This is a genomic window from Senegalimassilia faecalis, from assembly GCF_004135645.1.
GTDB classification, from domain to species: domain Bacteria; phylum Actinomycetota; class Coriobacteriia; order Coriobacteriales; family Eggerthellaceae; genus Senegalimassilia; species Senegalimassilia faecalis.
In genome coordinates this window covers 146,363-169,374 of the sequence record NZ_SDPW01000001.1, presented here as the reverse complement: position 1 = coordinate 169,374, position 23,012 = coordinate 146,363, and the positions used below count along the sequence as shown (strand labels likewise).

Here is a 23,012-nt window from a genome sequence, read left to right as displayed (position 1 = left end):
CGCAACCCCTTATTTCTCTTTCGCTAGCTTTATGCAGCCAGGTACCACGGAAACGGCCGCCATCGCAACAATCAGTGCGAACACCCAGGCCAGATCCACGCTATCTGCAACAGCGGTAACCACGGTGCTGATTATCGTAGAACCTGCATAGCCGCTGAAATTCGTCAACGAAACAACGCTGGCGTTTTCCTGAGGAGTCGATGCGCTGATGAGCATATGCATGCTGGCGGAAAGCACGATGCCGCACGCTACGGCGAACAGCACCTCAAGCACGAAGAACAGCGCAAGCTGCCCGGCAACCATACAGGCAAGCAACGCCAAGCTGGTTGCGAACGTAGCGGCCAGGCCGAACACCATGGATGCTCGCGTTCCGACGCGCGCCGATATGGGCCCGCCTAATGCGCTTGGCGCCATGGCCAGTGCTAACACCAACGACGGGATAAGCGGGTCGTTGGCGCCAAAGTAGTCCACAGAAGCCGGGGTGGCCAGCGATTGAAAGAAAAAGCCCACCGACCACGTGGAAATATACCCGCCAGCTGCAATAGGCAGCAGGCCTTTCAAGTGAGCCGGCACCTGCAGCATAGGCTTGACGGCGCGCCGCCACGTGATGCGATTCACCACTGTCTCCTTCGTGAACGGCAGAAACGCCAGCGTTGCCGCCATGATGAAAACCAAGACGATGAACACTATCCAATAATCGGTTAAAGCCGTGGCGAACAGGCCGATGCCAAGCGATCCTACGGTAAGCCCGATGAGGTACCCCGTGCTGGCGATGGTCATGCCGAACGTGCGATGGTTGTCCGAAGTGCAATCGATGACGAATGCCGACGTGGCGCTCATGCCCAGCGCGCAGGAAACGCCTTGCACGAATCGAGCAGCTTGCAACATGAAGCCGTTTTCCAGGCCCGCGAACAAGCAGCAGCCCGCGATGCCGCACAACAGCGAAGCCGCTACGGAAGGCCGCCGGCCGGACGCATCGGACAGCGAACCCGCGAAGAACAGCACAGCAAGCACGCCGATAAGATACGAGACGATGGTCATGGAAACATCGGAAGCCGCGAGCCCCAGCTCTGCCTGCCAATGCGCATATAAAGGAATGGGGGCACTGGCCGCGGCGAACACCGAAATCAAGGCCACCGTGGCAACGATGGCCCCTCGAAAAGCACCCGGAGGGCGTGAATCTGTCGATGACGTTTGCTCCATGGGCGCATCGTACTACTGAACAATAGATGCAGTCCAGTCGGATTATCGCTGAATTGTAGGGCCTGGCCAGGCGTTTTCGTGCGGGCGCACAATTCGGCGGCTACCGCTCACTGCATATTTGGTTAACAAATCGTAATAATAGTGCATAAATGCATGGGAATCCTCGATACTGCCGTATACTTGACTCATGTCCTTTAAGGGCGGTACGGAGAGACCGACAAGGCTAGCGCTGCAGCCGTTGGCTGCTACCCGGAAAACAACGTACGCCCTCGTGATCGAGGGTTTTTCTGTATGGAGCTCATTGGCGGTTGCATGCATGGAAAGGAGCACTTCTTGAGCAAGATATCACAGCAGTTGCTAAGCGGCACGTCGAAGGCCGCCGGCGCCCCGGCGGCGCTGGCGCTTGAAGACGGTGCGGTGTTCTACGGCACCGCGTGCGCCGCAGCAGGGGAGGCCTTTGGCGAAATCTGCTTCAACACGTCGTTGGAAGGCTACTTGGAAGTGGCCACCGACCCCAGCTACGCCGGGCAGATCATCACCATGACGTACCCGCAAATCGGCAATTACGGCGTGAACCCCGAAGACGCCCAGTCCGCCGCGCCGGCACTGCGCGGCCTGGTGGTGCGCGACATGTGCACCACGCCCAGCAATTGGCGCAGCAAGCTTTCCTTGCATGAGTTCTTGCGACAGCACAACGTAGTGGCCATCGAAGGCGTCGACACGCGCGCTTTGGTGCGCCACGTACGCGACCATGGCGCACAGCGCGCCATCATCTCCACGCTTGACCTCAGCAAGGAAAGCCTGCTGGCAAAGGTGCGCGCAAGCGAAAGCTTGGTGGGCCAGAACCTTGCAGCAACCGTTTCTTGCTCTAAGCCGTTTACTCACGGTATTGTCGACCTGCCTGAAAGCCACGCGTTCGCGCAAGCCCCCGCACCGGCCCCTCGCTTCAAAGTGGTCGCCTACGACTGCGGCGTGAAGCGCTCCATCCTTGATGGCCTGGTGCGCGCAGGCTGCGACGTGACGTGCGTGCCGTGGGACACGCCGGCCGAGCGCGTGCTGCAGCAGGCGCCCGACGGGGTGTTTCTCAGCAACGGCCCGGGCGATCCTGAAGCGGTTGAAGGCACGTATTCCCAGGTGGAGAAGCTGCTGGGCAAGGTGCCCGTTTTCGGCATCTGCCTGGGGCACCAGATGATGTGCAAGGCGGCCGGCGCCGACATCGAGAAGCTGAAGTTCGGCCACCGCGGCGGCAACCATCCCGTCATGAACCTGCGCACGCGCCGCGTGGAGATCACGGCGCAAAACCACGGCTTCGGCCTGCTGTTCCCCAGCTTGGGCCCGCTGGTGCCCGAGCTGTCCGGCGGTTTCAAGGGCCACGAAGATGACCTGCGCTTCTGGGTGCGCGCCGGCATCGCGCCCGTGGTGCAAAACGAACGCTTCGGCCGCATCCAGCTGACGCACGTCAACCTCAACGACGGCACGGCCGAGGGCATCGCGTTTCTGGACATCCCGGCGTTTTCCGTGCAGTACCATCCCGAGGCCAACCCTGGCCCCACCGACGCGCACTACCTGTTCACGGCGTTTGCGCGCCTGATGGAGGGTCGCGAAGACTATTTGGACATCGACATCGCCGCCGACCGCTTGGCCGGATGGAAATTCGGCGCCGAGGGCGCTTGTGAGGAGGCTTGCAATGCCTAAGCGCACCGACATCAAAACCATTCTCGTCATCGGCTCGGGCCCCATCGTCATCGGTCAGGCCTGCGAGTTCGACTATTCCGGCACGCAGGCGTGCAAGGTGCTCAAAGAAGAGGGCTACCGCGTGGTGCTGGTGAATTCGAACCCCGCCACCATCATGACCGACCCGTCCATGGCCGATCGCACCTACATCGAGCCCATCACGGCCGAGTTCGTGGAACAGGTCATCGCGAAAGAGCATCCCGACGCGCTGCTGCCCACACTCGGCGGCCAAACGGGTCTGAACACCGCCGTTGAGCTGGCCGAATCCGGCGTGCTGGACAAGTACGGCGTGGAAATGATCGGCTGCGACCTTGACGCCATCAAGCGCGGCGAAGACCGCAAGCTGTTCAACGACTGCATGGTCGAGCTGGGCATCGAAACGGCGCGCAGCGGCTACGCGTACTCCGTTGAAGACGCGCTGGCCATCACCGAGGCGCTTGGGTACCCCGTGGTGCTGCGCCCCAGCTTCACCATGGGCGGCGCCGGCGGCGGCATCGCGCACACCGAAGACGAGCTGCGCCTGATCGTGTCGCAAGGCCTTGAGCTTTCGCCGGCGGGCGAGGTGCTGGTGGAGGAATCCATCGAAGGCTGGAAAGAGTTCGAGATGGAGGTCATGCGCGACCGCGCCGGCAACGGCATCATCGTATGCTCCATCGAGAACTTCGACGCCATGGGCGTGCACACGGGCGACTCCATCACCGTGGCGCCTGCGCAAACGCTCTCCGACGTGGAATACCAGCGCATGCGCGCCGCCAGCCTTGCCATCTTGGAGAAGGTGGGCGTGGAGACGGGCGGCTCGAACGTGCAGTTCGCTGTGAACCCGCACAACGGGCGCATGGTGGTCATCGAGATGAACCCGCGCGTGTCGCGCTCTTCCGCGCTTGCGTCGAAAGCCACCGGTTTCCCCATCGCGAAAGCCGCCGCGCGTCTGGCCGTCGGCTACACGCTCGACGAGATCGTCAACGACATCACCAAGGCAACGCCGGCGTGCTTCGAGCCGTCCATCGATTACTGCGTGGTGAAGGTGCCGCGCTTCGCGTTCGAGAAGTTCCAGGGCACCGACGATACGCTTTCCACCCGCATGAAGGCCGTGGGCGAGATCATGGCCATCGGCCGCACGTTCGAAGAGGCGCTTGGCAAGGCCATGCGTTCGCTTGAGAACGGGCGCGCGGGCCTGAACGCCGACGGCAAGTGCAAGGAGATCCTCGACGAGGACGACTTTGACGACTTGGTAGGCCGTCCCACGCAGGATCGCATCTTCTACATGGCCGAGGCGTTGCGCCGCGGCTGGACGGTCGACGCGGTGCACGAAGCCACGGGCATCGACCCGTGGTTCATCAGCCGCATGCGCGATATCGTGGTGGTGGAGGAAAACCTGCGCGGCATGCGCCTGGACGAGTTGGATGCCGACGCGTTTCGCCTGCTCAAGCGCATGGGGCTTTCCGATGCGCAAATCGCGCACCTCACGGGTTCCGATGAGCTGACGGTGCGCACGTGCCGCAAGCTGCTCGGCGTGGTGCCGGCGTTCAAAACCGTTGACACGTGCGCTGCCGAGTTCCCCAGCAAAACGGCCTACCATTACAAAACCTACGACGCCGACGAAACCGAGGCGCCGGGTGCGCGCGGCCGCAAGCGCGCCATGATTCTGGGCGCCGGCCCGAACCGCATCGGCCAGGGCATCGAGTTCGACTACTGCTGCGTGCACGCCAGCTACGCGCTGCACGATGCGGGGTACGAAACCATCATGGTGAACTGCAACCCCGAAACGGTGTCCACCGACTACGACACGTCCGACAAGCTGTACTTCGAGCCGCTCACGTTCGAGGATGTCATGGACATCGTGGACGTCGAACAGCCCGACGGCGTGGTGGTGACGCTGGGCGGCCAAACGCCGCTGAAGCTTGCCGCGGCGCTGCAGGACGCCGGCGTGCACATCATGGGCACGAAACCCGAGGCCATCGACCTGGCCGAAGACCGCGACCGCTTCCGCGCCATCTGCGACGAGCTGAACATCACGTACCCGGCTGCCGGCCAGGCGTCCACGTTCGAAGAAGCGTGCGTCGTGGCCGACCAGATCGGCTTCCCGCTGCTCGTGCGCCCCAGCTACGTGCTGGGCGGGCGCGGTATGGGCATCGTTTACGACGGCTCGCAGCTTGAAAAGTACATGGCAGAGGCCGCTAGGATCACGCCCGACCATCCCGTGTACCTTGACCGCTTCCTGGAAGGCGCCGTAGAGCTTGACCTCGACGCGCTGTGCGACGGCAACCAGGTATGGGTGGGCGCCATCATGGAGCACATCGAGATGGCCGGCATCCACTCGGGCGACTCGGCCTGCTGCACGCCGCCGTTCGCGCTGTCCGACGCCATCCAGGCCCAGCTGCGCGCCATCGCGCGCCGCCTGGCGCTGCGTTTGGGCGTCGTAGGACTCATCAACATCCAGTTCGCCATCAAAGACCAGGTCATCTACATGATCGAGGCGAACCCGCGCGCAAGCCGCACCGTACCGTTCGCGTCGAAGGCCACGGGTGTGCCGCTGGCGAAGGCCGCGGCGCGCATCATGGCGGGGGAGAGCATTGCCAGCATGGATTTACCTTCCGACGAGCGTCGCCTCGACCACTTCAGCGTGAAAGAGGTCGTCATGCCGTTCGGCCGTTTCCCGGGCGCCGACACGGTGCTGGGCCCCGAGATGAAATCGACGGGCGAGGTCATGGGCATCGCGTACAACTTCCCATGCGCCTATGCGAAAACGCAGCTGGCCATCAGCTACAAGCTGCCCGAAGGCGGCACGGTGTTCATCAGCGTGTGCGACCGCGACAAGCGCCCCATCGTGTCCATCGCGCGCGACATCGTGCGCTTGGGCTTCCACATCGTGGCCACCGACGGCACGGCCCGCGCGCTGCGCGCCGCCGGCGTCGATTGCACCACGGTCAAGAAGATCCACGAGGGCACGCCGAACGTGCGCGACATGCTGGTGGGCGGCCAGATCGCGCTTATGATCAACACGCCGTTCGGCCACGCCACGCGCAACGATGGCTACGAGCTGCGCACCGAGGCCGTGAAACACGGCATCACGCAGGTCACGAACCTTGCCGGCGCGCAGGCCATGGTGGCCGGCATGGAGGCCTCGCGCGAAAACGGCCTGACCGTCATCGCGCTCCAGGACTTGCCGCAGCACACGTTGCCGCTTGACCCCGCGCCTACCGCATAACTGCTCCGCCCTGCGCTAGGCTTTATAGGGACGCTTGCTTGCAAGCGTCCCTTTTTCGTGTTCGTTTGCCGTTTCAAGGGCCACTTTGCGTCATCTAGCTGCAGCAATGATACAATCGCTGGCAATGTATCCGGCCGCAGGCGCGGCCATCCAACGAGGGAAGGAGCCCCGTGGCGCTTGTGAACGAGCGGGCGCGCATTCTAAGCAACGGATGCGTGGGCCCGAATCTGTATCTCATGACGCTTTCGGCGCCGGCTATCGCGGCCGCCATCGAACCCGGTCAGTTCGTGCATATGAAGATTCCCGGCATGGAGGGCCACATCTTGCGCCGCCCGTTTTCGGTGTACGCGGCCGATGCTGCTACCGCCACGCTTGACGTGCTGTACCAAACTGTCGGATTCGGCACGAACCATCTGGCGGGACTGGCGCCCGAAGCTGCCGACGCCGAACCGCAAAGCGAGCTCATCGGGCCCGTTGGCCGTCGTTGGAATGCGCCGGAAGGCTGCAAGCGCGCGCTGCTGGTGGCTGGCGGCGTGGGCGCAGCCCCTCTGTTCATGCTGTGCCAGGAACTGGTAGCTGCCGGCGTGCACGTGGACGTGGTGCTGGGCGCGCAGACGCAGGCGGCCCTGGTGACGCTTGAGCGCTACCAGCAAACCGTCAACGGCAGCGTTGCCGTGGCTACCGACGACGGGTCGTTCGGCCGCGCGGGCTTCTGCACCTCGCTTTCGCAAGAAGCCCTTGACGCGGGCGTTAACGGCGAACGCTACGACTATGTGGCGTGCTGCGGCCCCGAGCCGCTTATGAAGATCGTGGCCGGTCAGGCCGCGCAGGCGGGCGTGCCGTGCCAGATCTCAATGGAGAAGCGCATGGCGTGCGGCGTGGGCGCATGCCTGTCGTGCGTCGTCGACACCGTCGACGGCAAGCGCCGCTCATGCGTCGACGGGCCTGTGTTCGATGCTGAAAAGGTGGTGTGGTAGATGACCGAAAACGAGCGGCTTCCCGAAACCAGCGCTCCTACCAGCGTGAACATGGCCGTGAACCTGGGCGGGCTTGCCATGAAGAACCCCGTCACCACCGCGTCGGGCACGTTTGCCGCAGGTCGCGAATACGCCGACTTCGTGGACGTCAGCGCGCTGGGCGCCGTCACCACGAAGGGAGTGTCGCTCAACGGTTGGGAGGGCAACGCCAGCCCTCGCATCGCCGAGGTTGCCAGCGGCATGTTGAACTCCATCGGCCTGCAAAACCCGGGCGTGGCGCACCTGAAGGCCCACGAGCTGCCGTGGCTGGCCGAGGTGGGCGCCACCACCATCGTGAACGTTTCCGGTCACAGCTTCGACGAATACGTGCAGGTCATCGAGGCGCTTGAAGACGCGCCCGTCGACGCATACGAGGTGAACATCTCTTGCCCGAACGTCGATGCCGGCGGCATGACCATCGGCACGCACGGCGAGTCCGTCGAGCGCGTGGTGAGCATGTGCCGCGCCGCCACGAAGCGCCCGCTTATCGTGAAGCTCACGCCGAACGTCACCGATATCGCCGAGATCGCGCGCGCCGCCGAGGCTGCCGGAGCCGACGCCATCTCGCTGATCAACACGCTCATGGGCATGGCCATCGACGCCGAGCGCCGCCGCACCGTCACAGCGCGTCCGCTTTGCGGTTTTTCCGGCCCTGCCATCAAGCCCGTAGCGCTGCGCTGCGTGTGGCAGTGCCACAACACCGTGAAGGTTCCGCTTTTGGGCATGGGCGGCATCGCGTGCGGCACCGATGCGGTGGAGTTCATGCTTGCCGGCGCCACGGCCGTGGCCGTTGGCACCGCGAACTTCGTGAACCCCCAGGCAACCATCGACGTCATCGACGGCATCGCCGAGTACTGCGAGCGTCATGGCGTCAAAGACGTCAACGAACTGATTGGAGCTTTGCAATGCTAACCTCGTTTTCCGACATCCCCGCGCGCGACCGCGTCATCGTAGCCGTTGACTGCGACATCGAGGAAACGTTCGACCTGGCCGATAAGCTGCAGGGCAAGGCGAAATGGATGAAGGTTGGCATGACGCTGTTCTATGCCAACGGCCCGGCGGTGGTGTATGCGCTGAAGGAGCGCGGCTTCAAGGTGTTTTTGGACCTGAAGTTCCACGACATTCCGCACCAGGTCGAGGGCGCGGCGTATTCGGCCGCAGCTTCTGGTGCCGACATGATGACCATGCACACCGTTGGCGGCGTGGCCATGATGAGCGCGGCGCAGAAAGGCGCCGAGCGCGCTGCTGCTGAATACGGATTCGAGGTGCCCGTCACTCTCGGCATTACCGTGCTAACGTCCATGAGCCAGGCCGCGCTTGCCGACACCGGCGTCACCCGTCCCATGGCCGAACAGGTCAACGTGCTTGCTGAGCAGGCAAAACGCGCCGGCATTTCCGGCGTTGTGGCGTCTCCTCAGGAAGCTGCCATGCTGCGCGACGTGCTGGGCCCCGAAGGCTTCATCGTCACGCCCGGCGTGCGTCCGGCCGGCGCCGCCCTTGGCGACCAAAGCCGCGTGGCCACGCCCGCCCAGGCGTTCGCCAACGGCGCATCTCACATCGTCATCGGTCGCCCCATCACGCAGGCCGCAGACCCCGCCGCCGCCTTCGACGCCATTGTTGCCGAGCTTGATTAGGGAGATTCGGTAACGCGTTCATGACGCGAAGCCTACGCGTTTGCGCAAGCGTCGTCGTTGCCCTACAATGGCGGCTCGCGCACTCGGTTTCAAAGAAATCCGAGGTGCAGGCCGTGTTTTGGCGAAAACTTTTTTGTGGTTTGCTCGAATGACAGGTTGTCGTTGCCGCGTGACGTGCTAGTATCACGGCAACGCTTGAAGAACACGAAGGAGATTACTGATGGCTATTCCTCAACTCAGCGCTGAAGATCGTCAGGCGGCCCTTGAAAAGGCCAAGGCTGCTCGCATCAAGCGCGCGCAGGTTCGTGACGACCTTAAGGCTGGCAAGCTGACGCTTGCTCAGGTCATCGATATGAAGGAAGACCCGGTCGTCGGTCGTATGAAGGTTTCCACGCTCATCGAGACGCTGCCCGGCTACGGCAAGGCCAAGGCCGAGAAGGTTATGAGGGAGCTCCAGATCGCTGAAAGCCGTCGTCTGCGCGGTTTGGGCGAGCGCCAGCAGTCTGCGCTGCTGGAGCGTCTGGGCTAGCTCGTGCGTCGCGGCAACCTGTTCGTCATCTCCGGGCCATCGGGTGCTGGTAAAGGCACCTTGGTGGCCCGACTTGTGCAGGCGGTTCCCGATGCGTGGGTGTCCGTTTCGGCAACCACGCGCGCGCCGCGCAAAGGCGAGATCGACGGCGTTCACTACCAGTTCAAAACGCCCGAGCAATTCCAGCAGCTCATCGATACCGACGGCTTGCTTGAGTGGGCCGAGTACAGCTCGAACCGCTATGGTACGCCGCGCGCAAGCGTAGCCGAGCACATGGCGGCTGGCCAGCAGGTCATCCTGGAAATCGATGTGCAGGGCGCATTCCAAATCCGCGAGAAGGTGCCCGAGGCGCACCTCATTTTCATCGAGCCGCCTTCCATGGAAGTGCTTGAAGCGCGCCTGCGCGGCCGCGGAACCGAAACCGAGGAGGTCATCGAGCAGCGTCTTTCCGCTGCAAAGGTGGAGCTTTCTCGGAAAATGGAGTATGATATACAGCTTGTGAACGATGATTTGGACGAGGCGTGCGCCGCCCTCGTTTCCTACGTCAACGAACAAGCCGAGAAAACGCGAGGTTAGAAACCGTATGAGCATCATTGAACCCAGGATCACCGACCTTCTCAACGAGACGGACAACGACCGCTTCTTGCTGTGCGCTTTGGCGTCGAAGCGCGCCCACGACATCAACGACATGATGCGTGGCCAGCGCGACCGCGCCATCCAGCTGCAAACGGCCGTGGAAATCGCCAAGGCTGCCGACAAGAAGCCGCTGTCCATGGCGTTTGCCGAAATCGCTCGTGGCGACGTGTCCTACGACCCCGAAACCATCGACGCGCAGAACCACTAGTCCGCGTCTGGTAATCATTGCGGCGGGGTTCCCGCCGTCAAGCCCTCTGGCACCTTGTTCTGCCTGGAAGCACGTGCGTGAAAGCGCACGGTGAACTTCCAGTTCAGAGGCAACGTGTCAGGGGGCTTTTGCTGTGAACGCTTATCCCTTGGCAGCACGCGCCGCCGTGCTTTTCGCGAAACCGCGCCCCTGCATGCCGCTTCACCTGAAGGACCTGTCATGACTGAATTCCAGCGTATCTGCCTGGTGCATTATCACGAGATCGGACTGAAGGGCCACAACCGCTCCACGTTTGAGATGCGCCTGCTGAAAAACCTTGAGGCGCTGCTCACCGATTTCGACATCGTCACCATCCACCGTATCTCGGGTCGCCTGTGCGTGTTCTTGCGCGAAGGTACCGATTGGGAAACGGAAAAGCGCTGCGCCGAGTTCATCCGCAAGGTTCCGGGCGTGGCGCGCGTCTCGTCGGGCTATAAGTGCGAGCGCGATTTAAAGCAGATGGAAGAAGCGGCGCTGGCCGCCATGGCCGACGTGGACGACTTCACCAGCTTCAAGGTGCAGGCGCGCCGCAACCATACGGATTTCGAAGTCGGTTCCATGGACATGAACCGCATCATCGGCGCGGCGCTGTGCGAGGCGCATCCCGAGAAAAAGGTGCAGATGAAAAACCCCGACGTCGTTGTTGGCGTCGAGGTTGTGCAGAACGCTGCATACGTATATGCGCGCAGCGTACGCGGCGTGGGCGGCTTGCCGGTGGGAAGCTCGGGCAAGGTGGCCTGCCTGCTTTCAAGCGGTATCGACTCCCCGGTGGCCACGTGGCGCATGGCGCGCCGCGGCGCCGTGTGCATCGGCGTCCATTTTTCGGGCCGTCCGCAAACGTCCGACACCAGCGAGTACCTGGTCGACGATATCGCGCACGTGCTGGAGAAGACCGGTTGCATTGCACGCGTGTACGTGGTGCCGTTCGGCGACTACCAGCGTGAAATATCGCTGAAGGTGCCGCCGCAGCTGCGCGTCATCATGTATCGCCGCCTTATGTTCAAGGTAGCGCAGGAAATCGCCAGGCGCGAAGGCGCGAAGGCGCTGGTCACCGGCGAAAGCCTGGGCCAGGTTGCCTCGCAAACGCTTGACAACATTCGCTGTACCGACGCAGCCGTCGAGCTGCCCGTGTTCCGCCCGCTTATCGGCACCGACAAGCTTGAGATCATCGACATGGCCCAGCAGGCCGGCACGTTCGAAATCTCCTCGCAGGACGCGCCCGACTGCTGCACGCTGTTCATGCCGCGCAGCCCCGAAACGCACGCGCAGCTTGAAGACGTGCTTGCCGCCGAAGCGCTGCTGCCCATCGACGAATGGGTGCCCGAGATTGCGGACGCCGCCGAGCCGCACGACTACCGCTGCCCGGGCTACAAGCCGAAGAAATCTCGCAAAGCGCAAGCGTAGGGCAACGCCTCGCATCGGAAGACTAAGCCGCCGGTTATAAGCCGGCGGCTTTTGTTTTGGCGCGATTATCTGCGAAAACGAGTACAAGACGTGCTGCCTGCGTATAGCGAGGCGTGCGCCATGGGTGATTGCGGAGGGGCTTGCGATGCGCGGCAAGCGTATAAAGCTGCAAGGTTGCGCGTGCTATAGGCGCTGATATCGGCATAAGGTCTGCAAGGTTCGTACGCTAGGCTTGGCTCCGCAACCAGAAAGGAGCCTTCGGCATGGATTTTGTTCGCTACGCAGATTCGCTGCGCGCAAAACTGCATATAGGTGGCGTGAAGCTGCCCGTCATGATTGGCATAACGGCAGCGGTGCTGGTGGTGCTGGCGCTTGCGGGGTTCGGCATCGCTTCGGCCTTAGGCTCGAATGCGGGCGATTTCACCATTTCGCATAAGGAAGACGCATCGGCGCAAAAGGCTTCCGAGGACAGCGAAGCAGCGGCTAAGGAAAGCGTGTTCGTGCATGTCGGGGGAGCAGTTGCCGCGCCAGGCCTGTACGAGCTTCAGGCAGGAAGCCGCGTACAGCAGGCCATTGATGCCGCAGGCGGGTTTGCCGATGCGGCGGCAGCCGATGCCCTTAACTTGGCGCGCGTCGTGACCGATGGTGAACAGATTATCGTGCCGGAGGCAGCATCCGATCAGCCTGGTCAAGGCATCGACCCATCGGCCGCTTCCGCAAACACCTCTTCCGCTGCGCCAGGCAAAGTCAACATCAACAGCGCTACGGCAGACGAATTGCAGCAGCTCAACGGCGTGGGACCGGCGTTAGCTCAGCGCATCGTCGACGATCGGAAGACGAATGGCGCGTTTGCAACTATCGAAGACCTCAAGCGCGTATCAGGCATAGGGGACAAGAAGTTCGCTTCACTGGCCGATTCGATATGCGTAGGGTAGCCATTGCCCAAAGCGAGTTGCTCAACGATGGTTTTGCGCTCGAACAGCAAGACCTTACCTCGCACGTGTTTCCCGCGCGCCCCACCATCCCCGTAGCGCTGGCGCTTGCCGTAGGACTGTGGGCTGGAAGCGCCGCGACGCTGACGTTGACTATGCAGGCAGAAGCCATCGCATGCATTGCCGCTGCCCTAGCCAATGGGATTGCAGCCTCTGTGCTGCTGTTGCTGTGGTGGCGAAAACGAAAACTCGCGCTTGCTTGGATGCTGGCCATCGGATTGCTAGCTGGTGGCGCACTCGGATGCGCAAAAGCCGCCACGCTGCACGTTCAGCAAACCGCGGCGGAAAATATGTCAGGCCGCCTTTCCATTGTTGCGCTTGCAGACGGCTCGAGCGGCTCTTTTGGAACATCGTGCCTTGCGAGCGTTACCGTCGAGAGCTCTTCAACATCGGTTGTGGCGACGGTATCGTTTCCTAAAGATACGCCAACGGTAGCGTATGGAAACGTTTTCGAAGGCTACGGCACCGTAAGCGCTCCATCGCAAACACGTGAAGCGTATTGCTGGCAGAAGGGCGCCGTGGCAAACGTCAAGCTGCGCACGTGCGAACAGGTTGGACGAGCAGACGTCCTTGGTATGCTAACCGCAATCCGGCAGCGGGCAATCACCTTTCTGACGCACCCGCAACGCATCGACAACGGACTTGCCTCCGCGCTGGTGTGCGGATGGCGCGGCGCACTTGACGAGGAAACATACCGAGACTTCCAGGTCAGCGGGTTAGCGCACGTCGTGGCCGTATCGGGCGCTCATCTATCTATCATGGTCGCATTCGTTGCATCGGCCGTCCGGCTGCTCGGACTACCACGCAACCTGTCGATGGCACTGCAAATATCGCTGGTGCTCGCCTACCTTGTGCTGACCGCCGTCCCGGTTTCCGCTGTTCGTGCGGCAGTGATGACCATTGCGGGGCTGTTGTCTTGGACGGCGCGGCGGCGGGCCTCTTCGTTGTCTTCGCTATCCGTTTGCATGGCGGGTCTCATCGCGCTCGACCCGCTTGCGGCGCTATCGGCTTCGTTTGCGCTGTCGGCTTTCGCCACGTTGGGCATCGTCCTGTTCGGCTCGCTCACCGATCGCTGGATCGAGCGCCTGGCACCACGGGTACCCGCTTTTGCGCGCGAAGCCCTAGCGCTGACGTTGGCGTCCTCGGTTTTAGCAACGCCCCTGTCCGCTGCGTTGTTTTCCCAGCTTCCCCTGGTGGCACCGCTTGCGAATATGGCAACAGGCCCGCTCTTCGGGCCGGTATGCACGGCCGGCATCCTTTGCAGCATGGTGGCGCTTGCGTTTCCTGCCACCGCAGGGTGCATGGCTGCGGTGGCCTGCGGGCTAGCCTGGTTGCTGCGCTCAGTCACGCACGCCGTGGCGTGTATCCCGTATGCCAGCATACCCGTCACCTTGTCTTTAGGTGCCGCGCTGGCGCTAGGCTTCGCTTGCGCTGCGGCGCTGTGGCTGTGGTGGCCAACGCCAAGCACGAAGAAGCGCCGGCACCGCAACCTTCGATGGGCTTGTGCTAGCGTTGCCGGCTGTTTGCTCGTTGGCGCGTTGCTTGTTGCTTTCGGCCAAAACGGAGCAACGGAAATCATTGCGCTTGATGTAGGGCAGGGCGATGCCATCCTAGTGCGCAGCAAAGGGAAGGCCATCCTCATCGATACCGGTAACCAGGACAACATGCTGCGAGAAGCGCTGGCGCGACAACGCATCGCCCACCTTGACGCCATCGTCATCACGCATCCCGACGACGACCACATGGGTTCGCTCACTTCGCTGCGCGGCGCCGTGCAAACCGATCGCGTGCTGGTAGCAAACGATGCGCTTACCTGCGCATGCGCATCGTGCGGCACCCTGCGAAACAACGCTTGCCAGCTGGTAGGGGAGCGCAACATAGCAGGGTTGTCTCAAGGCGACGCCATAACTGCGGGGTTCTTAACCCTCACCTGCATCTGGCCAGCAGCATTCACCGACGAAGGCGGCAACGCCGACAGCGTGTGCCTTCTTGCAGATGCGGACGTCAACGGAGACGGGCAAGGGGAGTGGCGAAGCCTGCTTGTGGGCGACGCCGAGCACGACCAGCTTGCGGCCATGATTGAAAACGGGAGCGTTGGAGATGTTGACCTCTACAAAGTAGGGCACCACGGATCGAAAAACGCCCTGACCGAGGAGCAGGCCCTCACCTTGCAACCTGAGATTTCGCTCGTCTCGGTGGGTGCTCACAACCGCTATGGCCATCCCGCCGCAAACACCCTTGACGCCCTGCAAGCTGCTGGAAGCACCATATTGCGCACCGACGAGCATGGGGACGTGGTCTGCAGATTCACGGAACGTGTCATCGAGGTAAGCTGCCTGCGGTAGAATGGCCGCATGACTGATACGAAACATACCGGGGCGGCGCTGCTGCCCGTCTATCTCGTCAACGGCGAAGACGCTCTCAAACGCGACGCCGTTATGAAACGCCTGCGCGAACGCTTGTCGAAGATGGGCGACCTGTCGTTCAACTCCGACGTGTTCGAAGGCGCGGAATTCACCGGCGACGACGTGGTGAACGCCTGCAACACCATCCCGTTCGCATCCGATGTGCGCCTGGTGGAGGTGCGCGGCGTCGACAACCTCAAGAAAGCCGATTCCGAGCCGATCGTTGCCTATCTTGATGCACCGTGCGAGTCCACGGTGCTGGCGTTAGTAGCCGAAAAGCTGGCGAAGAACACGCGACTGTACAAAGCAGTGGCCAAGCACGGCAAAACCGCCGTCATCGACTGCGCGCCCCCGAAGGCGCGCGACCTACCGAAACTGGTGCGTTCCATGGCCGTCGGCCACGGCGTCACGTTCTCGGAAGGCGCTGCTGCCACGCTCGTAAGCTTGGTCGGCGAAGACACCGTGCATCTGGATGCCGAAATCAAGAAGATCGTGCTGGCTCACACCGGCACGGCTGCCGTTGGAGAACAAGAGGTGCTGCAGCTGGTCAGCCGCACGGCCGAGGCAAAGCCGTGGGATTTCGTGAACGCGTTCGCCGCGCGCGACACAGCCCGCTGCCTGCTGCTTTTGCAGCGCATGCGCTCGGTGTCGCCCCATGCGCTTATGCCCATGTGCACGGCGCGCCTGCGCGAACTCATCTGCGCGAAAAGCATGGCTGCCCGCGGCAACACCACGCCGCGCGCGCTTGCCGCCGCCCTCACCGACTACGCGAAAATCGCGAACGAGAAGGCGCGGCCGAAGCAGGATTGGCAAGTGAAAGACCACGTGTCCTGCGCTCGCCGCTTTACCGCAGACGAGCTGCGCGCCGCGCTCATCAGCGCGCGTAACACCGAGCAGGCCATGAAAAGCGGCGCAGACCCCGATGCCGCATTTCGCGAATGGGTGGTCGGCATCACCGCCAAACGGCGCTAAGGTAGCAATACCGCAGCTGCTTTCCCGTTCGCAGAAATCAGGAATGGCGTAAGACGCCAGTCGAGCAGGGCAGCTGCAACCAAACCAACCAAGCAACAAGCCCCCATATCATGTCCGCACGTTCCCTGCCGGCACCTGCCAGTTCCCATCTCAACCGCCCCAAACACAAAAAACGCCCCGGAAATCCGGGGCGTTTCGCACTCAAACTAAAGCAGCAGGCTATTCAGCAGCCTCTTCGCCTTCGCCGGCCTCAGCCTCGGCAGCGGCAGCCTCAGCAGCAGCCTTGGCCTTGCGCTCGGCGGCAGCAGCTTCCTGCTTCAGCTGCTCGGCGCGACGCAGCGCCTTGGCCTCGGAAGCGGCCTTCATGGCAGCAACGCGCTCAGCCTTGCGAGCAGCCTTCTTGTTGCCGTTGGACTCCTGCTTCTTAGCCTCGGGCTTCACATAAGCGGCGCGCACCTCGTCGGTGACGATGGTGTTCACCAGGTTCATGATGCCGGACTTGCGGTTCGCGGCCTGGTTCTTGTGGATGATGCCCTTGGAAGCGGCCTTGTCCAGCAGACGGCAGGCGTACAGCGCCTTGGCGTAAGCGGCGGTAGCATCGCCAGCGGCAACGGCCTCGCGAGCAGCGCGCACGGCGGTCTTCAGCTCGGACTTGCAGGCGCGATTGCGCTGACGGGACTTCTCGTTGGTTACGATGCGCTTTTTCTGGCTCTTGATGTTTGCCATTTCGAAACTCCTTCGATACGTGGTGTGCCCTTCAGGGCCTTCCTGCGAAACCGGCAGGCAAAAGGAGTGAAATGCGCGGATGACAGATTGGCATATGCCGCCATCAGGCGCAAACCTTTCAAGAAGATGCATATGCGGAACGGTCAGGTTTTCCCGTTCAGGTAAGCCAATCGGCCACCCGGCACTACGACTATCCTTCGTGCAGCCTTGTCTGCGGATTCGCTTTCACGTTTTGTGAGCGAACGTCGCGCCGGATACGCAATGCGATAGAATACCGCATGTTGCGCGCAAGCGCACAGACATTTTGAAACTTGTGCAGAGGAATGCACATTTTCGTTCGATGCAAACGGAAGAAAAGGGGTTTTCCATAATGCGGACGAAGGTTCTTGCCGCGGCGTGCGCGGCGGCGCTTGCCGTCGGCGCGTGCGGCCTTGCCGGGTGCGGCGCGAAACAGCACGAGATCATCGAACAGGGAAAGGCGTGCGCGTCGTGCCATTCCGACGAGAAGCAAACCTATGACGTGGCGCAACCGGAATCGGCCGCCCAATCCACTGGCGAGGTGCACGTGAAAACGGACGCTTCGCAGGTGATCGTCTGCAAGCCCACGTTCATTTCCGAAGACGGGTCGAAGTTCGTGCCCGAGCAAACGTCCACGCAGTCCGTGTCGGGGGGTGAGGCCACCATCACGCTGCCCGAAGGCACGTGGGCCGTGTGCACCAACGATGGCCAGGTGAAGGCGAAGCTGGTCACGGTAAGCGCGCAGGCGGCCGGCGCCGCTGACGTGGAATTGTAGTGCTTGGCCGGCAAGCCCGCCTGCAACCCTGATAGAATCGAGCGAAACGCAAAATCGCGCAGCGGCGTGTAAAGTCGCTGCGCGCCCGTTATATGAAAGCCGAGGCCATGACCGACCCTTCGCATATTCGCAACTTCAGCATCATCGCCCATATCGACCACGGCAAGTCCACGCTGTCCGACCGCATCCTCGAGATGACGGGCACGGTGGCGCACCGCGACATGCAGGCGCAGTTGCTTGACAGCATGGACATCGAGCGCGAGCGCGGCATCACCATCAAAAGCCAGGCCGTGCGCGTCAGCTACACGGCTGATGACGGCGAAACGTACCAGTTCAACCTCATCGACACGCCCGGCCACGTCGACTTCACGTACGAGGTCAGCCGCAGCCTGGCCGCATGCGAAGGCGCGGTGCTGGTGGTGGACGCCACGCAGGGCGTCGAGGCGCAAACGGTGGCCAACGCCATGATGGCCATGAACGCCAACCTGGAGATCATCCCGCTTATCAACAAGATCGACCTCCCCTCGGCCGAGCCCGAGCGCGTGAAGGCCGAAATCGAGGACGGCCTTGCCATCCCAGCCGACGACGCCGTGCTGGCAAGCGGCAAAACGGGCGTGGGCGTGCACGACCTGCTGGAAGCGGTGGTGTACAACATCCCCGCGCCGCAAGGCAACGCCGACGCACCGCTGCGCGCGCTCATCTTCGACAGCTATTTCGACCCGTACCGCGGCGTCGTGGCGCTGGTGCGCGTGGTGGACGGCTCCATGCACAAAGGCCAGAAGCTGCGCCTTATGGCGTCGGGCAAGGTCATCCAGGCCGAAGAGGTCGGTGCGCGCCACCCCGTGGAAGAGCCGCTGCCCGAGCTTTCCGTCGGCGAGGTAGGATACCTGGTCACGGGCCTGAAAGACCTGTCGCACGTCAAGGTGGGCGACACCATCACGCTGGCCGAAGGCGGCGTGGACGAGCCGCTGCCTGGCTACCGCGAGGCCAAGCCCATGGTGTACACGGGCCTGTTCCCCATCGACTCCGACCAGTACGAGCCGCTCAAAGAGGCGCTCGAGAAGCTGTCGCTCAACGACCCGGCCCTTATCTGGGAACCGGAAAAATCGCACGCGCTGGGATTCGGCTTCCGCGTAGGCTTTTTGGGCCTGCTGCACATGGAAGTGGTGAAGGAACGCCTGGAGCGCGAGTTCAACCTGGACCTTCTGGCCACGGCGCCGTCGGTGGAGTACCACGTGTACCGCCAAGGCGGCCAGATGATCAGCCTGCACTCGCCGCAGGAGATGCCCGACCCAGGCGAGATCGAGCGCATCGAGGAACCCTACCTCAAGGCGAAGATCCTCATCCCGCCCGATTACGTGGGCGCCGTCATGGACCTTACCGTGGCGCGCCGCGGCACGTTCGTTACCATGAACTACCTGTCGCAGCACACGGTGGAGATGCTGTGGGAGATTCCGCTGTCCGAGCTGATCATGGACTATTTCGACAAGCTGAAGTCGAACACGAAAGGCTACGCAAGCCTGGACTACGACTTCGATGGGTACAAGCCGTCGAACCTGGTGAAGCTTGACATCCTGCTTTCCGGCAAGCCCATCGACGCGCTCAGCTTCATCGTGCACCGCGACAAAGCCTATGAGCGCGGGCGCGTGCTTACGGAGAAGCTGAAGGACATCATCCCACGTCAGATGTTCGAAGTGCCCATCCAGGCCGCTATCGGCGGACGCGTGCTGGCGCGCGAGACGGTGAAAGCCAAGCGCAAAGACGTGCTGGCGAAATGCTACGGCGGCGACATCAGCCGCAAGCGAAAGCTGCTGGAAAAGCAGAAGCAAGGCAAGAAGCGCATGAAGGCCATCGGCAACGTGGAAGTGCCGCAAGAGGCGTTCATGGCCATTTTGAAGGTTGACGATTAGGACTCGGGTCATATGAGCAAAAGTTCGCGCGAAGAGGGAAGCTGGCTTGACGACGCATTCGACGAGAACAAGGCGAAAGCCGAGCTCGAACGCGCGCAAGGCGGCAGCACGAAGGCGGCCGGCTGCGGTTGCGTGGTCGTGGTCGTCGCGCTTGTCTGCTTGCTGGTGTTCACGCTGGTGTCGGGCGTAGGCATCCTCTCATCGTTGTAGCGCATGAAGCCGGAGCCGGGGTTGCGAAAGACCATGGGCTCCGGCTTTCGCAACCTTTTGGCATTCGCGCATGAAGCGGTCGGCCGCGCCTTGTGCGGTCGGTATAGGATAGGACGTATGTACGATTTTTTCGCATCCCATCAGCTGCTGCTGGCGCCTATGGCCGGCGTGTCCGACATGGCGTTTCGCACGCTGTGCCGCGAGCAGGGCGCTGATCTGACCTACACGGAAATGGTGTCCGCGAAGGGCCTTTCCTATGCAAACGAGAAAACGCGCCACTTGCTTGACCTGGCGCAAGGTGAAGACGTGGTGGCTGTGCAGCTGTTCGGCCACGAGCCTGGCGTCATGGCGTCGCAGGCGGCGTGGATCGAGCAGGCCGTGGGGGATTCGCTGGCATATCTTGACATCAACATGGGCTGCCCGGCGCGCAAAATCGTCACGAAAGGCGACGGCAGCGCGCTTATGCGCGACCCCGACCTTGCCGCACGCATCGTCAGCGCGGTTCGCGCTGCCGTTGACCACCCCGTAACGGTGAAGTTTCGCCGAGGGTGGGCGCAAGGCCAGGAAACGGCGCCGGAATTCGCCCGGCGCATGGAAGCGGCGGGCGCCTGCGCGGTGGCCGTGCACGGCAGGTTTGCCGAGCAGCTGTACCGCGGCAGCTCCGATTGGGGCACCGTTGCGCGCGTGAAGCAGGCCGTCAGCATCCCCGTCATCGGCAACGGCGACGTGAAGTGCGGCGCCGATGCGGCGGCTATCAAGCAGCAAACTGGCTGCGACGCCGTCATGATCGCTCGCGCGGCCGAGGGAAACCCCTGGATATTCGCGCAGGCCAAAGCCGCGCTGGCCGGTGAGCACCCGCCCGTGGCGCCCACGGTTGAGCAGCGCATCGCCATGGCGCGGCGCCATGCGCGCCTGCTTGCCCAGCGCGAAGGCCGCAACATCGTGCGCATGCGCAAGCACGCCATGTGGTACATGGCCGGGCTTCCCGGAGCCGCGGCGGCGCGCGGGAAAATCAACGCATGCGTAGGCGTCGAAGACTTCGACGCCGTGTTCGACGAGCTGCTAGAGATTGCGGGCGCCCATGCATGATCCCTACCGCGCCCTGTACGTGCATCTGCCGTTTTGCGTGAAGCGCTGCGCCTACTGCGATTTCACCACATCGGCCGTAAAGCAGGACAGCCCGCTCATCGACGAATACATCGAAGAGCTCTGCCTGCAAATCCGCCGCAAAGCCCGCGAAGGGGAACTTGGCAGCATCGAAACCGTGTACCTAGGCGGCGGCACGCCCTCGCACGTGGGCTTAAGCCGCCTGTCCATGCTGCTGTACACGCTCAGCCTGTCCATGCGCCTTGAACCCGACGTCGAGTGCACCATGGAAGCGAACCCCGAAAGCCTCACGCCCGCCATGGTGCGAGACATCTGGGCACTCGGCGTGAACCGCCTGTCCATCGGCGTGCAAAGCTTCGACGACAACGTGCTGGCTACGCTTGGGCGCGCGCATAACGCCGAGGGGGCCAAGCGCGCCGTCGCCGCCGCGCACGAGCGTTTCGACAACGTCAGCGTTGATTTGATGTGCGGCATTCCGGGGCAAACCACCGCCTCCCTCGAGCACAGCGTGCAGACGGCTATCGAACAGGGGGTAACGCACATGAGCATCTACCCGCTTACCATCGAGCCGCATACGCCATTCGACGCCATGGTGCTCTCAGGCCAGATGGAAGAGCCCAACGACGACGTCGAAGCCGAGCATATGCAAGTCGCCGCGCGGCTTCTGCAGGCGGCAGGGTATCAGCGCTACGAGGTTGCAAGCTACGCCAAGCCCGGCTATGCCTGCAAGCACAACATCGCCTACTGGACCGGCGTGCCGTACCTGGGTATCGGGAAAAGCGCAGCGTCCATGACGCAAAACGACCAGCGCCGCATGCGCGTGCAAGACGGACAGGTCACCGACGACCTGAACCGCGCCGAGATGTTCGCGGAAGACCTCATGTTGGGCATGCGCATGTCGCGCGGCGTTTCCGATGAGCTGATCACGCAGGCGGAAAGCCAGTTGCCCGACGTGCGACGCGTGCTTGAAGAGCTTGCTCAGCAGGGGCTTGCGGTACACGAGGGCAACCGTTGGCGCCCGACTGAGCGCGGATGGTTGTGCGGCAACGATCTGTATGGCGCGCTGTTTGACCTGGCTCCGTAACCACGTATCGGGGCACGCGGGCGCCTTCGTCTTCGCAATTCTTACAATTCGGTGCAGTATTAGCACTCCGCCGGCCGGGCTGCTAATATAATCTGCTACGAAACCGAATACCAAAGAGTGGTACACATGCGAAAGGATGGTGGAGAAGCGTGCTTTCAGATCGACGTCAAAAAGTGTTGGCGGCATTGATCGAGGAATACGTGGCGCGCGCTCTGCCGGTGGGCTCGCGTACGTTGACCGAGCGCTACCAGCTCGGCGTCAGCGCGGCAACCGTGCGCAACGAGCTTTCGGTGCTTGAAGACGGCGGCTACATCGCGCAGCCCCATACCTCGGCCGGCCGTATCCCAACCGATCAAGGGTATCGCGCGTTCGTCGACAACCTGCTTGCTCAGGAAGGCCGCGAAGAAGAGGACGAGCGCTGCAAGAAGGCGGCAGACAAGCTGCGCGAAAGCGCATCGGAGCTTGACGATTTGGTGGAACAAACGTCGTCGGCGCTCACGAAGCTGACCGATTGCCTGTCCATCGTGCTTGCCCCTTCGGTGCTTGACCTGCATATCAAGCAAGTCTCGCTCATTTCGCTCACGCCGTACCGGGCGCTTGTGGTGGTGGTCACCGAAGACGGCCAGGTGTTCAATCGGCAAATGGAATTCGCCGAAGAGGTGCCCAGCGACGAACTTGCGCGCGTGCAGCACTTGCTCGGCGACGTGTTCTCGGGCAACAGCCTGCACGAGATCGAAAACGGCCTGGGGCAGGGAATGGCCGAGGCGTTCCGCAACCCGCTCGTGCGCATGACGCTTGACGAGGTGCTTTCGTGCATGCGCGAGGGCGACACGTCGCGCGCGCACAGCCTGGGCGTAACGTCGCTGCTTGCGCAACCCGAGTTCAGCCAATCGCAGGCGCTGCTTCCCGTCATGCAGGTGCTTGAAGACGACACGGTGCTGCTGCACATCCTCGACAACGCGGCGCAGACATGCACGGGCGCGCCTAGCGTGCGCATCGGTTCGGAAAACGATGCCGAAGCGCTTTCGGGCGTGTCGGTGGTGGCCAGCCGCTACGGGCGTGGCGACGCGGCAGGCGTCGTGGCCGTCATCGGCCCCACGCGCATGGACTATTCGAAGGTAATTCGCGCGGTGCGCATCGCTGGCGCCGCGTTAGGCGATAACTAGGTGGTACAAGGGGCCGGCAGCGTACCGCGCCCCGAA

Annotated in this window: 19 protein-coding genes and 1 pseudogene; 18 read left to right on the top strand and 2 right to left on the bottom strand. The window is 62.6% G+C overall.

The window, feature by feature from the left end; translation table 11 throughout:
• Window positions 1-9: 9 nt before the first annotated feature.
• Window positions 10-1,137 (bottom strand): MFS transporter, encoded by a 1,128-nt coding sequence (locus ET524_RS00745; RefSeq protein ID WP_161566569.1) that lies wholly within the window; start codon window positions 1,135-1,137, stop codon window positions 10-12.
• A 399-nt stretch (window positions 1,138-1,536) separates the two neighbouring features.
• Between ET524_RS00745 and carA the strand changes: the two genes are divergently transcribed.
• The 12 genes from carA (at window position 1,537) to holA (ending at window position 15,980) form a co-directional block, all read left to right on the top strand.
• On the top strand, window positions 1,537-2,898 hold the full coding sequence (carA, locus tag ET524_RS00740; protein WP_129422921.1) for a glutamine-hydrolyzing carbamoyl-phosphate synthase small subunit: 1,362 nt from the start codon (window positions 1,537-1,539) through the stop codon (window positions 2,896-2,898).
• Window positions 2,891-6,145 carry a carbamoyl-phosphate synthase large subunit gene (gene carB / locus ET524_RS00735; RefSeq protein ID WP_129422920.1) on the top strand — a complete coding sequence of 1,085 codons (3,255 nt, stop codon included), beginning with the start codon at window positions 2,891-2,893 and terminating at the stop codon, window positions 6,143-6,145. Before carA ends, carB begins: the two co-directional genes overlap by 8 nt.
• Window positions 6,146-6,315: 170 nt before the next feature.
• Window positions 6,316-7,122 carry a dihydroorotate dehydrogenase electron transfer subunit gene (locus ET524_RS00730; RefSeq protein WP_129422919.1) on the top strand — a complete coding sequence of 269 codons (807 nt, stop codon included), beginning with the start codon at window positions 6,316-6,318 and terminating at the stop codon, window positions 7,120-7,122.
• Window positions 7,123-8,073: a dihydroorotate dehydrogenase gene (locus ET524_RS00725; RefSeq protein ID WP_129422918.1), complete on the top strand. Its 951-nt coding sequence runs from the start codon at window positions 7,123-7,125 to the stop codon at window positions 8,071-8,073.
• Complete coding sequence (gene pyrF, locus ET524_RS00720; protein WP_129422917.1) at window positions 8,067-8,795, top strand: orotidine-5'-phosphate decarboxylase; 729 nt, start codon at window positions 8,067-8,069, stop codon at window positions 8,793-8,795. Before ET524_RS00725 ends, pyrF begins: the two co-directional genes overlap by 7 nt.
• Window positions 8,796-9,015: 220 nt before the next feature.
• Window positions 9,016-9,324 carry an integration host factor, actinobacterial type gene (gene mihF, locus ET524_RS00715; protein WP_129422916.1) on the top strand — a complete coding sequence of 103 codons (309 nt, stop codon included), beginning with the start codon at window positions 9,016-9,018 and terminating at the stop codon, window positions 9,322-9,324.
• Window positions 9,325-9,327: 3 nt separating this feature from the next.
• Window positions 9,328-9,900: a guanylate kinase gene (gene gmk / locus ET524_RS00710; protein ID WP_129422915.1), complete on the top strand. Its 573-nt coding sequence runs from the start codon at window positions 9,328-9,330 to the stop codon at window positions 9,898-9,900.
• A gap of 7 nt (window positions 9,901-9,907) precedes the next feature.
• The gene (locus ET524_RS00705) at window positions 9,908-10,168 is read left to right on the top strand and encodes a DNA-directed RNA polymerase subunit omega (protein WP_129422914.1); all 261 of its coding nucleotides are present in this window, start codon (window positions 9,908-9,910) and stop codon (window positions 10,166-10,168) included.
• 219 nt (window positions 10,169-10,387) lie between these two features.
• Window positions 10,388-11,611, top strand: a complete 1,224-nt coding sequence (gene thiI / locus ET524_RS00700; RefSeq protein ID WP_129422913.1) for a tRNA uracil 4-sulfurtransferase ThiI — start codon at window positions 10,388-10,390, stop codon at window positions 11,609-11,611.
• A gap of 263 nt (window positions 11,612-11,874) precedes the next feature.
• Window positions 11,875-12,546 (top strand): ComEA family DNA-binding protein, encoded by a 672-nt coding sequence (locus ET524_RS00695; protein ID WP_129422912.1) that lies wholly within the window; start codon window positions 11,875-11,877, stop codon window positions 12,544-12,546.
• Window positions 12,534-14,948 carry a DNA internalization-related competence protein ComEC/Rec2 gene (locus ET524_RS00690; RefSeq protein WP_201738582.1) on the top strand — a complete coding sequence of 805 codons (2,415 nt, stop codon included), beginning with the start codon at window positions 12,534-12,536 and terminating at the stop codon, window positions 14,946-14,948. The genes ET524_RS00695 and ET524_RS00690 overlap by 13 nt, the downstream gene beginning before the upstream one ends.
• A gap of 9 nt (window positions 14,949-14,957) precedes the next feature.
• The gene (holA, locus tag ET524_RS00685) at window positions 14,958-15,980 is read left to right on the top strand and encodes a DNA polymerase III subunit delta (RefSeq protein ID WP_129422911.1); all 1,023 of its coding nucleotides are present in this window, start codon (window positions 14,958-14,960) and stop codon (window positions 15,978-15,980) included.
• Window positions 15,981-16,448: 468 nt separating this feature from the next.
• On the opposite strand, the pseudogene rpsT reads toward holA, so the two are convergent.
• Window positions 16,449-16,706, bottom strand: a pseudogene (gene rpsT, locus ET524_RS11875) (30S ribosomal protein S20); the annotation flags it as partial.
• Between the two features lie 370 nt (window positions 16,707-17,076).
• On the opposite strand from rpsT, the gene ET524_RS00675 reads away from it, so the two are divergent.
• The 6 genes from ET524_RS00675 (at window position 17,077) to hrcA (ending at window position 22,976) form a co-directional block, all read left to right on the top strand.
• Window positions 17,077-17,499, top strand: a complete 423-nt coding sequence (locus tag ET524_RS00675; RefSeq protein WP_129422909.1) for a hypothetical protein — start codon at window positions 17,077-17,079, stop codon at window positions 17,497-17,499.
• Window positions 17,500-17,606: 107 nt separating this feature from the next.
• Entirely contained in the window at window positions 17,607-19,409 is a 1,803-nt protein-coding gene (lepA, locus tag ET524_RS00670) for a translation elongation factor 4 (RefSeq protein WP_129422908.1), read from the top strand.
• A gap of 12 nt (window positions 19,410-19,421) precedes the next feature.
• The gene (locus ET524_RS00665) at window positions 19,422-19,619 is read left to right on the top strand and encodes a hypothetical protein (protein WP_129422907.1); all 198 of its coding nucleotides are present in this window, start codon (window positions 19,422-19,424) and stop codon (window positions 19,617-19,619) included.
• A gap of 117 nt (window positions 19,620-19,736) precedes the next feature.
• A complete protein-coding gene (gene dusB, locus ET524_RS00660) occupies window positions 19,737-20,708 on the top strand; it encodes a tRNA dihydrouridine synthase DusB (RefSeq protein WP_201738581.1) in 972 nt (323 codons plus the stop codon).
• Complete coding sequence (hemW, locus tag ET524_RS00655) at window positions 20,701-21,810, top strand: radical SAM family heme chaperone HemW (protein ID WP_129422906.1); 1,110 nt, start codon at window positions 20,701-20,703, stop codon at window positions 21,808-21,810. The genes dusB and hemW overlap by 8 nt, the downstream gene beginning before the upstream one ends.
• Before the next feature lie 149 nt (window positions 21,811-21,959).
• Window positions 21,960-22,976, top strand: coding sequence for a heat-inducible transcriptional repressor HrcA (gene hrcA, locus ET524_RS00650; protein ID WP_129422905.1), 1,017 nt, complete (start codon window positions 21,960-21,962; stop codon window positions 22,974-22,976).
• The last annotated feature ends 36 nt before the right edge of the window (window positions 22,977-23,012 follow it).